The sequence below is a fragment of the Achromobacter marplatensis genome, from assembly GCF_002209535.1.
GTDB lineage: Bacteria > Pseudomonadota > Gammaproteobacteria > Burkholderiales > Burkholderiaceae_B > Achromobacter > Achromobacter marplatensis.
Map to the genome: position 1 here is coordinate 501,401 of NZ_NJIG01000001.1, position 12,703 is coordinate 514,103.

General features: G+C 66.0%; 14 protein-coding genes. 7 read left to right on the plus strand and 7 right to left on the minus strand.

Annotation, left to right across the window (positions count from 1 at the left end; genetic code table 11):
• Positions 1–38: 38 nt before the first annotated feature.
• Entirely contained in the window at positions 39–1,007 is a 969-nt protein-coding gene (locus tag CEY09_RS02140; protein ID WP_088587596.1) for a LysR family transcriptional regulator, read from the plus strand.
• A 49-nt stretch (positions 1,008–1,056) separates the two neighbouring features.
• On the opposite strand, the gene CEY09_RS02145 is transcribed toward CEY09_RS02140, so the two are convergent.
• Positions 1,057–1,668, minus strand: a complete 612-nt coding sequence (locus CEY09_RS02145; RefSeq protein ID WP_006222160.1) for a glutathione S-transferase family protein — start codon at positions 1,666–1,668, stop codon at positions 1,057–1,059.
• Positions 1,669–1,804: 136 nt separating this feature from the next.
• On the opposite strand from CEY09_RS02145, the gene CEY09_RS02150 reads away from it, so the two are divergent.
• On the plus strand, positions 1,805–2,977 hold the full coding sequence (locus CEY09_RS02150) for a PQQ-dependent sugar dehydrogenase (protein WP_088587350.1): 1,173 nt from the start codon (positions 1,805–1,807) through the stop codon (positions 2,975–2,977).
• Positions 2,978–2,980: 3 nt separating this feature from the next.
• Positions 2,981–3,619, plus strand: coding sequence for a glutathione S-transferase family protein (locus CEY09_RS02155; protein ID WP_006222158.1), 639 nt, complete (start codon positions 2,981–2,983; stop codon positions 3,617–3,619).
• Positions 3,620–3,647: 28 nt separating this feature from the next.
• Here the strand turns inward: CEY09_RS02155 and CEY09_RS02160 are convergent, their stop codons facing one another.
• Positions 3,648–4,556, minus strand: coding sequence for a DMT family transporter (locus tag CEY09_RS02160; protein ID WP_088587351.1), 909 nt, complete (start codon positions 4,554–4,556; stop codon positions 3,648–3,650).
• A gap of 66 nt (positions 4,557–4,622) precedes the next feature.
• Positions 4,623–5,000, minus strand: a complete 378-nt coding sequence (locus CEY09_RS02165; RefSeq protein ID WP_088587352.1) for a DUF423 domain-containing protein — start codon at positions 4,998–5,000, stop codon at positions 4,623–4,625.
• Positions 5,001–5,155: 155 nt separating this feature from the next.
• Here CEY09_RS02165 and parS point away from each other — a divergent pair, with 155 nt between their 5' ends.
• Positions 5,156–5,641, plus strand: a complete 486-nt coding sequence (gene parS, locus CEY09_RS02170) for a type II RES/Xre toxin-antitoxin system antitoxin (protein ID WP_006222155.1) — start codon at positions 5,156–5,158, stop codon at positions 5,639–5,641.
• On the plus strand, positions 5,638–6,150 hold the full coding sequence (locus tag CEY09_RS02175) for an RES family NAD+ phosphorylase (protein ID WP_006222154.1): 513 nt from the start codon (positions 5,638–5,640) through the stop codon (positions 6,148–6,150). Before parS ends, CEY09_RS02175 begins: the two co-directional genes overlap by 4 nt.
• Before the next feature lie 44 nt (positions 6,151–6,194).
• On the opposite strand, the gene CEY09_RS02180 is transcribed toward CEY09_RS02175, so the two are convergent.
• Entirely contained in the window at positions 6,195–7,256 is a 1,062-nt protein-coding gene (locus CEY09_RS02180) for an alcohol dehydrogenase (protein ID WP_088587353.1), read from the minus strand.
• Between the two features lie 48 nt (positions 7,257–7,304).
• Positions 7,305–8,513 carry an ABC transporter substrate-binding protein gene (locus tag CEY09_RS02185; RefSeq protein WP_088587354.1) on the minus strand — a complete coding sequence of 403 codons (1,209 nt, stop codon included), beginning with the start codon at positions 8,511–8,513 and terminating at the stop codon, positions 7,305–7,307.
• A gap of 226 nt (positions 8,514–8,739) precedes the next feature.
• Here CEY09_RS02185 and CEY09_RS02190 point away from each other — a divergent pair, with 226 nt between their 5' ends.
• Positions 8,740–9,480 carry an IclR family transcriptional regulator gene (locus CEY09_RS02190; RefSeq protein ID WP_088587355.1) on the plus strand — a complete coding sequence of 247 codons (741 nt, stop codon included), beginning with the start codon at positions 8,740–8,742 and terminating at the stop codon, positions 9,478–9,480.
• 25 nt (positions 9,481–9,505) lie between these two features.
• On the opposite strand, the gene rocF is transcribed toward CEY09_RS02190, so the two are convergent.
• The gene (rocF, locus tag CEY09_RS02195) at positions 9,506–10,444 is read right to left on the minus strand and encodes an arginase (RefSeq protein ID WP_035212108.1); all 939 of its coding nucleotides are present in this window, start codon (positions 10,442–10,444) and stop codon (positions 9,506–9,508) included.
• Positions 10,445–10,467: 23 nt separating this feature from the next.
• Positions 10,468–11,703, minus strand: a complete 1,236-nt coding sequence (gene rocD / locus CEY09_RS02200) for an ornithine--oxo-acid transaminase (RefSeq protein ID WP_088587356.1) — start codon at positions 11,701–11,703, stop codon at positions 10,468–10,470.
• A gap of 165 nt (positions 11,704–11,868) precedes the next feature.
• Between rocD and CEY09_RS02205 the strand changes: the two genes are divergently transcribed.
• Positions 11,869–12,690 (plus strand): MetQ/NlpA family ABC transporter substrate-binding protein, encoded by an 822-nt coding sequence (locus tag CEY09_RS02205; protein ID WP_088587597.1) that lies wholly within the window; start codon positions 11,869–11,871, stop codon positions 12,688–12,690.
• Positions 12,691–12,703 lie beyond the last annotated feature (13 nt).

Here is a 12,703-nt window from a genome sequence, read left to right on the forward strand (position 1 = left end):
ACTCCTATAATCCGCCGTTATCGATCAAGGGGAACAAATTGGATGCGGATGCCTATGCCGACGAGGTCGGGCCCAGTGCCGGACGGCCGTTGAACCTGCGCCAGATCGAGGTATTCCGGGCGATCATGATGTCCGGCTCGATCAGCGGGGCGGGGCGCATGCTGCACGTGTCGCAACCCGCCGTCAGCCGGGTGCTGGCGTTGACGGAAAGCCGCTTGGGCTATCGTCTGTTCGAACGCGTCAAGAGCCGGCTGTCGCCCACGGCCGAGGCGCGCCGGCTTTATGCCGAGGTAGAGCAGGTCTATGGCGGCATCCAGCGGGTGAACGACCTGGCGGCCAGCCTGGGGCAGTCTGGCGCGGGCATGCTGAAGATCGTGGCTAGCGCCAGTTTCGGCCAGCGCCTGATTCCCATGGCATTGGAGCGCTTTCGCGGCCGCAACGCGGATGCCCGGGTCGACTACCGCAGTGTCACGTTTGATGAACTGGCGGCGTACTTCCTGTCGGGGCAAGCGGACATCGGCATTTCCATGCAGCCGCCTGATCATCCGAACCTGACCTCCATCCGCCTGGCCCAGGTGCCGGTGGTCTGCGTGATGCCCAAGTCCCATCCCCTGGCCACCCATGAGGTGGTGCGGCCCGAGGACTTCGCGTCGGCGGCATGGATCGGTTATCCGCGGGATACGCCGCTGGGCCGGGCGTTGCAACCGTTCTTCGGCGATGGACCCCGATGCGCGGCGGCGGTCGAGGTGCATTCGCCCGTCACGGCCTGTTCATTCGTGCAGCAGGGTCTGGGGCCGGCGCTGGTGGACGCGTGGTGCGTTACGCCAGACCAGGCGGCGCACATGGTGCTGCGGCCGATCGAGCCCCAGGCCTGTGTGGAGATCTGGGCCACGCACTCGAACCTGAGCGCGCCGCCCTTGCTGGCACGGCGCTTTTTGGCGGCGGTGAAGAAAACGCTGGAAGGGGTGGCGCAACCCGGGCTGACCGGTGCGCCAGATGAGGACTGAATCAGGCGGACGCGGGCGGTAGCGGCTGGCCGCGCCGCCCGGTGGGGGCTTACAGTCCTTCGGCCTTCAGTGCGGCCTGGACGCCCTTGTCGGCTTCCATCCGCTTGAAGAAAGCCGCCAGATTGTCCTGGCCGGACAGGTCGACTTCCTTGGCATGCGCCCAGCGCAGCACGACGTACAGGTAGGCGTCGGCGATGGAGGGCGCGTCGCCCGTCAGGTACGCCTTGCCGGCCAGTTGCGCATCCAGTTGCGAGAACAGCTTCGTCAACAGCTTGGAGGCCGAGCCCGCCAGTTCCTTCTGCGCCCCTTCGTCGCCCAGGAAGCGGGAGGCGCCAAAGATCATCGAGAAGGTCTTGTGGATGTCGGAATTGATGAAGCCGAGCCAGCGGCGCACGTCCGCGCGCGAGCGGGCGCTGCCGTCGCCCAGCAGCTTGCTTTGCGGAGCCTGTTCGGCGATGTATTCCAGGATCGATGCGTTCTGCGTCACGGCCCAATCGCCGTCGACCAGCGCGGGCACCGCGCCCAGCGGATTCACTTTCAGAAAGTCGGGGCCCTTGAGCTCTTCGCGACTGAGCTTGTGCGTTTCGTAAGGCTTGCCGACCCACTCCAGGACAATGTGGGAAGCGAGCGAGCACGCGCCGGGCATGTAGTACAGTTTCATCTGATGGAGTCTCCTGAGAGGAAGGACGGGAGACACCCGTCCCTGGGCGCTATGGTACGCCACACGCGGTGCAGTCCGCGCCATCTTGTCATGCCATCCGTGCCCGCATTCAACCCAGTTGCCGCCGGAGATGTCCATGCAGTCACGCACCGCCGCGAGCACGCGCGCGATTCCCCTGTTTGTTTCCTCGTTGCTGGTGGTCGCGGGCGCCCTGTACGCGGCTACGCCTGTGCGCGCCGCCCAGGAACCGCCATCGGTCGCCGCTCGCGTCACGCCTGTCGTGGGCGGATTGGACCACCCCTGGGCGATGGCCTTTCTGCCTGACGGCGGAGTGCTGATCACCGAACGGCCCGGCAACCTGCGCTTGCTGCGCACGCCGGGTGGGCTGTCCAAGCCGCTGGCAGGCGTGCCCAAGGTGGCCGCGTCCGGCCAGGGCGGCTTGCTGGACGTGGCGCTGTCGCCGGACTTCGCGACCGACCGTTACGTGTATTTGTCTTATGCGGAATCCGATGGGGACAAGAGCGGCACGGCTGTCGGCCGGGGACGCCTGTCGGACGACGCGACGAGCTTGCAGGATTTCAAGGTGCTGTTTCGCCAGGCGCCCAAGCTGTCTTCCGGCCTGCACTTCGGGTCGCGCCTGGTGTTTGACGGCAAGGGGTATCTGTTCATCTCGCTGGGCGAGAACAACCAGCGCCCGACCGCGCAGGACCTGGATAAGCTGCAAGGCAAGGTGGTGCGGTTGAAGGTCGACGGCAGCGTGCCTCCCGACAATCCCTTTGTGGGCAAGGCCGGCGCGCGGCCCGAAATCTGGTCGTACGGGCATCGCAACCCGCAGGGCATGGCGCTGAACCCGTGGTCCGGCGACTTGTGGGAAAACGAGCACGGGCCGCGCGGGGGCGACGAGATCAACCTGGTGCAGCCGGGCAAGAACTATGGCTGGCCGCTGGCGACCTACGGCATCAACTATTCGGGCCAACCCATTCCCGAGGCCAAGGGCGAAACCGCGCCGGGCACCGAACAGCCGCTTTTCTGGTGGGCCAAGTCCCCCGCGATCAGCGGCATGGCGTTCTACAACGCAGACCGGTTTCCGGCATGGCAGAAATCCGTGTTCATCGGCGCGCTGGCCAATCAGAACCTGATTCGACTGACGCTCGACGGCAATCGGGTGGTGGGGCAGGAGTGGTTGCTGGTTGACCGCAAGAGCCGGATACGCGACGTGCGGCAAGGGCCGGACGGGTATGTGTATGTGCTGACCGACGCATCGCCCGGCCAATTGCTGCGGATCGCGCCGGCCGAGTCGGGAGGGTGAGCGATGAAAACCTATGAACTGATCGGATCCGCGGGCTGCGGTTCGGCCGTTGTGGAGATGGCGTTGGTGCTGGCCAACGTGCCGCACACGTTGACCGATGTGCCGTATCTGAAACCCGGCCCCGAGCGCGACCGGCTGCTGCATCTTAACCCGCTGGGGCAGGTGCCGACGCTGGTCACGCCAGACGGCGAGGTCATGACGGAAAGCGCGGCAATGATCCTGCACCTGCACGATGTGGCGCCGCAAGCGGGCCTGGCGCCGGGGCCCGACAAGCCCGAGCGCGCGCGCTTCCTGAATCTGCTGCTGCGCCTGGTCGCGGCCATCTACCCGACCTTCACCTACGGCGATAATCCGCCCCAATGGACCAGCGAAGGCGCGGCCGCGGACCTGTTGCGCGAGCGCGTGCATACGCGGCGGGCGGAATTGTGGCAGGAACTGGAGCGTCAGGCGGGGGCGCCCCACATGCTGGGCCGCCGGTTTTCCGCGCTGGATCTGTATGTGACGGTCATGACGCATTGGCGGCCAGGGCAAGCCTGGTTCGCCTCGGTCTGCCCGGCGTTGACGGCCGTGGCGCGCGAAGCCGCGCTGGAGCCGAACGTGGCGCGGGTGCTGCGACGGAATTTCCCGCCGCCGACCGAATAGGCGCGGCGGCGGGTTCGGCGGCGCGGCGCTATGCCTTACCGCGCCGCTTGCCCTTGGCGCGCGCTTCGCGCACGGCGATGTACACGCCGCTGCCCGCGATGAACAGCGCGCCCAGATACGCAAAGGCATCCGGCGCTTCGCGCCAGAAGATCCAGCCCAGGATCGTGGCCCAGATCAGGCCCGTGTAATCGAAGGGAGCGACGACGGACGCCGGGCCAATCCGAAAACCCTGCGTGATCAACGCCAAGCCCAAGGTGCTAAAGAGCGCAATGCCGAAGAAGTAGGGCAGATGCTCCGTGGCGGGCGTCTGCCAGACCCACGGCAGGGCGACCGCGCTGCACACCAATTGGCCCAGCACGATGTAGAACGTCGTCGTCAGCATGCCTTCGCCGCGGTTGATGCCGCGCGCGGTGATCATCATCACGGCATACAGCAGGGCGGTCGTCAGCGGGTACAGCGTTGCCGCCTGGAACGTGGCCGAGCCGGGGCGCACCACGATCAGCACGCCGGCAAAGCCGGCCAACACCGCCAGCCAGCGCTTGCCGTCCACGCGTTCCTTCAGGATCAGCACCGACAGCGCGGTGACGAACAGCGGCGCGGCAAACGCGATGGCGGTCGCCTCAGCCAGCGGCAGCGCGCGCAAGCCCAGATAGAAGCAACAGGCGGACACCACGTTGATCGCGCCGCGGGTCAGGTGCAGGCCCGGATGGGTGGTGCGCAGCACGCGGCGGCCGCCCAGCCACAAGGCCAGCGCGGTCACGAAGGGCAGTGCGATCAAGGCGCGCAGGAACAGGATCTGCAGCGGGTTGTAGTGGGCGCCCAGCCATTTGGCGTTGGCGTCGCTGAGCGTCAGGAAAAAGATGCCGCCCACCACGCAGGCGATGCCTGCGGCGGCGGAATGGTCCCGGGCGGCGGGTAATACGGTTGAGGAAGACATCTGAAACCTGCAAGGGCGGCGGTTCCTGCCGCCATGGGGAAAAGGGGACGTGCGGGCGGGCGGGTATCAGCCCTGGGCGCGGTAGGCGGCCAGCGCCACCATGGCCCAAGCCGCCAGGAAGGCGGCGCCGCCGATGGGCGTGACGGCGCCAAGCCAATGGGTGCCCGTCAGGGACAGGATGTACAGGCTGCCCGAAAACAGCACGATGCCCGCGAACATGACGAGGCCGGCCGCCGACAGCAGCGGCGAGCCGAACCGGGCGCCCAGCAGCGCAATGATGAACAGGCCCAGGGCGTGGATCAGGTGGTACATCACGCCCGTCTGCCAGACGGACAGCAGCTCCGGGGTCAGCATGCGCTTGAGTCCATGCGCGCCGAAGGCGCCGGCACCCACCGCTACCATGAGGTTCAACGCCGCGAGTATCGTGAGCTGCCGGTCCGTCATTGCCTGTCCTTGTCCGTGATCGTGTGTAACGCCGCCTATGATATGCCCAAATCCGGTGCAACCCGGAGGCGCGCGCGCATCCACCGGAAGTCGCCTTGAAATCGATGTTCCAAATGGGATATTATAAATTCTGTTTGGAACTATCTGGGGGCATCATGACTATCGCCATCGTTGGAAAGGCGGCCGACAAGCGCGGCGCTTCTGCCAAGCGTCCTCCGCGGCACGCGGCGGCCCGGGCCAAGCAGTTGTTCCTTGAACTGGTGGACAGCCCGTTGAGCGACATTGCGCGCGACGTGCGCCGGGGCCTGCCCGCGCAGATGGTGGACGACGCTGCCGACTTCCTGCAAGTGCCCAAATCGGAAATCATGGCCATCACCGAGGTCAAGGCGGCGTCGTTGTCGCGCTGGACTCGCGAAGGCCAGATGCTGCCGCTGGGTGAATCGGACCGTCTGGCCCGGGTGGCCCGTGTGGCACGTGTAGCCCGCCAGGTGCTGGGCAGCGACGAAGAGGCGGTGCTGTGGTTGAACACGCCGGTGCCGGCCCTGGGCAACGTCAAGCCCTTGTCGCTGCTGACGTCTGACGCCAGCAGCCGAATCGTGGAAGACACCTTGGCGCGCGCCGCGGCCGGCGTCTACGCATGACGGAGTTCGTCTCGCTGTGGCGCATCGGCACCACGGCCGGCAAGTACCGCGCCGACGATTTGAGCGGAGCCGGCGCGGCCGCTGTGGGGGGGCGCTACAACAGCCCGGGCACGGCGGTGGTGTATGCCTCGTCCAGCGTGGCGTTGGCCGTGCTGGAAACGGTGGTGCATTTCGCGGCCCGCGCGTCCGAACAGGCCAACCGGTATCTGATCGAACTGGCGGTGCCACGCGCCATTCATGAGGCCCGGCAGGTCCTGACGTTAGGCCAACTGCAAGAGGACTATCCCTTCTGGGAAGCGGTGCCGTTCGCCGAGGCCTCCCAGGCCGTGGGCGACAACTGGGTGGCCTCTGGCGTGTCGGCGCTGCTGGAACTGCCCAGCGCCATCGTGCCGTATCGCGGCGTGCCCGACTGCAATCTGTTGATCAACCCCGCGCATCCGGATGCGGAACACATCGTGGTGGTGCGGCGCGAACGGTTCATCTACGACCCGCGCTTGCGGCCCGGCTGATCCAGCCCGGCCGCCCAGCGCGGTTTGCCTGCGGCCTTGGCGCGTCAATCCACCGTCAGCACGGCGCGGCCCACCACCTTGCCGGCCCGCAGCGCGGACAGCACGCTGTCGGCTTCGGCCAGCGCGTGGCGGTGCACCGGCATCGGCGGCACCTTGCCGGCGCGCACCAGTTCCATCAATTCTTGCAGTTCGGTCAGGTTGCCCACGTAGCTGCCGATGATGGACATGGCCTTCATGGGGATCAGTGCGATCGGCCACGACGAGGCGCCGCCGAACAGGCCCACGATGATCAGCTTGCCGCCCTTGGTCAGGAAGTCGAAGGCCAGGGAGGTGGTGGCGGGCGCGCCCACCAGATCGATCGCCGCCTGGACGGGCTTGCCGCCAGCCGCCTTGATGATCTGCTGCGCGGCGTCGGGCGCGGCTCCGTCGATGGCAGCCAATGCGCCCGCGTCCAGCGCGGCCTGACGTTTGGCGGGATCGATGTCGACCACGATGGCGCCCGCGCCGCCCAGCGCCTTGATCAGGGTCAGGCTCATCAGGCCCAAGCCGCCAGCGCCGAAGATCACGACTGGATGTTCGCGGTAGATGTTGGCGCCGATCTTCTTGAGCGCCGAGTAGGTGGTCAGGCCTGAGCAGGCGTAAGGCGCGATCTGCGCCGGGTCCAGGTCGCCGATGTCGATCAGGTACTTGGGATGCGGCACCACGATGTGGTCGGCGTAGCCGCCGGCGCGGTGCACGCCCAGGCAGGCCGGCGCGGAGCAGTGGTTTTCCATGCCTGATACGCAGGACGGGCACTTGCCGCAGCCGATCCACGGATAGACGAGGTAATTGCGGTCGCCGGACAGGCCCGAGGCTTCGGGGCCTGCCGCGACGACGGCGCCCACGGTTTCATGGCCCATCGTCAGCGGCAGCGACACGCCGCGGTCCTTCAAGGACAGCGTGCGGCCCTGGCCCAGGTCATAACCGCCTTCCCACAAGTGGATATCGCTGTGGCAAACCCCCGCCGCACGGACCTTCAGCAGCACCTGCGTCCCTTGCGGGGTGGGCGTGGGCTGATTCATTTCCTGCAAGGGTTCGCGGAAGTTGACGACGCAATAGCACTTCATGGAATGTCTCCTTTAGTGATTCTTATGGCCGGGGCACTGCGAGGGGCGCTACTTCTTTACTAGCGGGCATTCGCTGTCGGCCAGCGACACGAACACTTTTTCGCCAGGCACGGTAGACAGGATACGGTAGAAGTCGCCGGGATATTTGGACTCGGCGGGCTTCTTCACTTCGACCAGATACAGGTCCATGATGACGCGGCCGTCTTCAGGACGGATCCGGGCATTCTTGATCAGTTTGGTTGTGATGGGCAACTCGCGCATCTTCTGATTGACCGCGGCGCCCTCGAACGTGCCGGCGGCCTGGGCCGCTTGCAGGTAATGCGTGGTGGCGACGTAGCTGAGTGCCTGCACGATGGAAGGCGGGCGCGTGACACCCATCTTCTTCTGCCAGCGTTGCGTCCACGCGCGGGTGTCTTCGTCGGCGTCCCAGTAGAAGCCGGTGGGGAAGGTCAGCCCTTGGGCGACGGGCAGGCCCATCGCCTGCACGTCGTTGATGAAGGTCAGGAAGGTCAGCATGCGCTGCTTGCCGCCGGTCAGACCGAACTCCTGCGCCTGCTTGATCAGGTTGACGAGGTCGCCGCCTGCGCTGGCCAGGCCCACCACATCGGCCTTGGAGGACTGCGCCTGAACCAGGAAGGAGGCGAAGTCCATGGCACCCAAGGGGTGGCGCGTGCTGCCCACCACCTTGCCGCCCGCGTTCTGCACGAAACGCGTGGCATTGCTTTCCAGCGATTTGCCGAAGACGTAGTCGGTGGTGATGAAGTACCAGGACTTGCCGCCGCTTTCCACCACGCTCTTGACGACCGCGTTGGCCAGCGCATAGGTGTCGGGCGCCCATTGCGTGCTGAGGTTGCTGCACTGCTTGCCGCTGAAGTCGCCGGCAAAGCCGCCGCTGATCAGCGCGGTGCCGCCTTTCTCCTTGGCGACGCCTTGGGCGGCGAGGCCTGCGGAGCTGGCGCCGCCGTCCACCACGGCGACCAGGCCTTGCGTATCGAACCAGCGGCGGACCAGCGCCGAGGCCACGTCTGCCTTGTTCTGGTTATCGGCCCCGATCACTTCCACGGTCTTGCCGGCCACTTTGCCGCCGAAATCCTCGACCGCCATGCGCACTGACATTTCGGAGCCCAGGCCGCCCAGGTCGGAATAGATGCCTGAACGGTCATTGGACACTCCCAGGCGCACAACATCCGATTGGGCTTGGGCCGCGGACGCGGCCATCACGGCGGCAAGGGCCGCCAGCAGGGGTTTGATACGCATCTGTCTGTCTCCCCGGCCCGGGTCGGGGCCGATTATTGGAATTGTGGTGATGACGCGGTACCGCTATCCGAGGCGCCAGTTCTCCAGCCGGCTGAAATTCATTTCTTATTGGTGAATATAAATTCCTGTGCAAGAATTTAGGTTCGCCCATATGAAAAGTCAACTTAGTGGATGACCTAGCAGATTTACAAATTTTCTGAAGGCAAATCCGAACAGGGGTCGACACATGGAAGTGAAACTAGTCGTGCGGACGCTGGAACTGATCGAGCTGTTCGCACAGACGCGGCGGCCGATGCCGTTAACGGAATTGGCGCAGGGTTTGGGCGCCCCGATGTCGAGTTGCCTGGCGCTGGTGCGCACGCTGGTCGCGCGCGGCTATCTGTACGAAGTGCGCCGACGCGGGGGGTATTACCCGACCGCCAAGCTGCACGCCTTGAGCGGGCAGATCCAGGCAGGCGATCCCTGGCTGGAGGCCGTGCGGCCGCATCTGGTTGCCTTGCGCGACGCGGCCAATGAAACCGTGATGCTGGGCAAGATCCAGGATGGCGCCGTGGTGTTCCTGGACGTGGTGGAATCGACCCACCCGGTGCATTACGCGGCGCGCCCGGGGGAGCGCCGTCCGATGCACACCAGTTCGGTCGCCAAAGCCATCCTGGCGCGGCTCGCGCCGGCGGATCGGGATGGCCTGCTGGCGGCGCCGGACTACACGCGCTACACCGAACGCACGCTGGTTACCCGCGATGCCTTGCGGGCCGAGGTGGAACAGGTTCAGGCGCAAGGGTGGGCGGCCAACGTGGGCGAAAGCGTGGCCGACCTGACCGGACTGGCGGTCGCGTTGGATCTGGGCGGGGAATGGTACGCGCTGTGCATGGCCGGACCCACGCCGCGGGTGTGGGAACAGCGCGACCAGAACCTGCGTCATCTGCACGCGGCGGCGGAAGCGATCCGCCGGGCGCGCGCAGTTTAGCCCCGGAGGGCCATCCAGCCCAGATTCAAGGGCCGCGACGCATCAGCGTCGATTTGCCGAACAGGCTTTCGATCAGATCCACCGCCAGTTCCGCCGTCTTGTTGCGCACGTCGAAGGCAGGGTTCAGTTCCACTACGTCCAGCGAGCGCATCAGCCCGGTGTCGGCGATCATTTCCATGCACAGCTGCGCTTCGCGATAGGTCGGGCCGCCGGGCACCGTCGTGCCCACGCCGGGGGCGATCTCGGGGTCCAGGAAATCCACGTCGAAGCTCACGTGCAAGTGGGTGTCGGCATCCAGCCCGGCCAACGCGGCTTCCATCGTGGCGCGCATGCCCATTTCATCCAGATAGCGCATGTCGAACACTTCCAGCCCGGCTTCATGCACCAACCGCTTTTCGCCCTGGTCCACGCTGCGGATGCCGATCTGGCGGACCCAGCCCGGTTCGATGTCAGGCGTCTGGCCGGACATGCCCGTGATCTGCTCGGGACCGTAGCCGCACAGGCAGGCCACGGGCATGCCGTGGACATTGCCGGTGGGCGTCAACGCGTTGGTATTGAAATCGGCATGGGCGTCCAGCCACAGCACTCGCAGCTTCTTGCCCGCTTCGCGGCAGTGGCGCGCCACCGCGCTGATCGAGCCGATGCCCAGGCAGTGGTCGCCGCCCAGCAGCACGGGCAGACGGCCTTCGGCCAACTCGGCGTACACGGCATCGTGCACCGCCCGGTTCCATGCCGCGACTTCTTCCAGATGGCGGTAGCCGTCCACAGGCGGCAGCCAGGGGTTGGCGGGGCCGTACAGGTTGCCGCGGTCGGTCACCTGGAAACCTTGGGCCTCGATCGTGGGACCCAGGTCGGCCACGCGCAAGGCTTCCGGGCCCATGGATGCGCCGCGCGCACCGGCGCCAATGTCCGTCGGTGCGCCGATGAGGGTGATTTGGGTAGGCAGGGTGGCGGTGTTCTGCACGTGGGCGGGCTCCGGTGGGTTCTTCAAGAGGCGGATAGTACCGCGGCCAATTGGTCGCATGCCCAGTCGACCTGTTCCCGCGTGACGATGAGCGGTGGCGACAGGCGCAGCGTGTGGCCGTGGGTATCCTTGACCAGCATGCCGCGTGCCTGCAAGCGTTCGCTGAAGCGGCGCGCGCCGCCCGCATCGGGCTCAAGCTCCACTGCCAGCATCAGGCCGCGTCCGCGGACCTCGCGCACGGGGCCGGGCAGGGTGCGCAGCCGTTCCAGAAAATAGGCGCCGACTGCCGCCGCGTTCTCGATCATGCCTTCGTCGGTCAGCACTTGCAGCGCGGCGCGGGCCACGGCGCAGGCCAGCGGATTGCCGCCGAAAGTGCTGCCATGCTGGCCCGGCTGAAACACGCCCAGCACGTCGGCGTTGGACAGTACGGCGGACACCGGATAGAAGCCGCCCGACAGCGCCTTGCCGATCAGCGTGACATCGGCTTCGATGCCTTCGTGCTCTTCGGCCAGCAGTTTGCCCGTGCGACCCAGCCCGGTCTGGATCTCGTCAAGGATCAGCGTGATGCCGCGCTCGGTGCAGCGCTGGCGTACCCGTGTGAAGTAGCCGGCGGGGGGCATCACCACGCCGGCCTCGCCTTGTATGGGCTCGACCAGGAAGGCGACGGTGTTGGGGGTGATGGCGGCATCGAAGGCGTCGAAGTCGCCAAAGGGCACGATCTTGAAGCCGGGCGCGAAGGGGCCGTAGCTGCCGTAGGCGTCGGGGTCGGTGGAAAAGCCCACGATGCCCAATGTGCGGCCATGGAAGTTGTTGGCGCAGACGATGATCTCGGCCTGGTCCTGCGGCACCCCACGTACCTCATAACCCCATTTGCGTACCGCCTTGATGGCGGTTTCGACAGCCTCCGCGCCGCTGTTCATGGGCAGGATCTTGTGCGCCCCGGTAAGCCGGGCCAGGTCTTCGTAGAACGGCGCCATCTGGTCGTGGCGGAAGGCGCGGGAGGTCAGCGTAAGGGTTTGCGCCTGTTCGACCATGGCGGCCAGGATGCGCGGATGGCAGTGCCCCTGGTTGACGGCGGAATATGCCGACAGGCAATCCAGGTATTTGCGGCCATCCACGTCATAGACCCAGACGCCACTGCCGCGGGCGATGACGACATCCAGGGGATGGTAGTTGTGGGCGCCCAGCTGGTCTTCGATCTGGTCGCGGCGGCGGGCGGCGGCCCGGGCGCCGGGCAGGGTGGTCAGCACGGAATTCATGAGGCCTCCCGGAAGGGACGGATTGCGACCATCTTAGCGCTAGTCCCGGCGTCCAGACATTGCCATTGCGTGACAAAGGCCTTTCGGGAATCGGCGCGCAAGCTGCTGCACAATATCGCCAGCGCCGGCGCGGGGCCGGCTTTCCAAGACTTCTGGACACTCTTCATGCTTCTCAAGCACCTGCTTTTCAAACTGACGCGCGGCGTAGCCGTTGCGGCCCTGGGCCTGGCGGCGTCCGCCACCGCGATGGCGCAGGACAAGCCCTTGCGCATTGGCGTGATTCCCAGTGTGGCGAACGAAGCGACCGAGTTGGCCATTGCGCAGGCAAAGAAAGAAGGCCTGGACGTCAAACTGGTGGAATTCAACGACTGGGTGCTGCCCAACATCGCCGTGGCGGACGGCTCGGTCGACGCGAATTTCTTCCAGCACGAACCCTTCCTGCGACTGTTCAACCAGCGGCGCGGCGCGAACCTGACGCCCATCGCTTACGGCTACTCCACCACGATCGGCTTGTTTTCCAAGAAGCTGAAAAAGGGCGACACGGTGCCGGACGGGGCCACGATCGCCGTGCCCAACGATCCCGTGAACACCGGGCGGGCCTTGCTGTTGTTGGAGTCGATCGACTTGATCAAGCTGAAGCCAGGCGTGGCGCATGAGGCCGCGCTGGAAGACGTGGTGTCCAATCCCAAGAAGTTGAAGTTCGTGCAGATCGAAGGCTCGCAGTCCGCGCGTACGTTCGACGATGTGACGGCTTCGGTGACCTATACGACGTTCGCCAAGCAGGCCGGCCTGAATGAAAAGGACGGGCTGGCCTTCGACAACACCGACCCCGTCAGCATCCGGCGCTACGCAATCCGTTGGGTCACGACGCCGGACAAGGCGCAGGATCCCCGGCTGCTGAAGTTCATTGCGATCTACCAGAACTCGCCGGAGGTCAAAAGCACCCTGAAGCGCTTGTACGGCGACCTGATCAGCTTCCCCTGGTAAGCCGGCGCGCCGG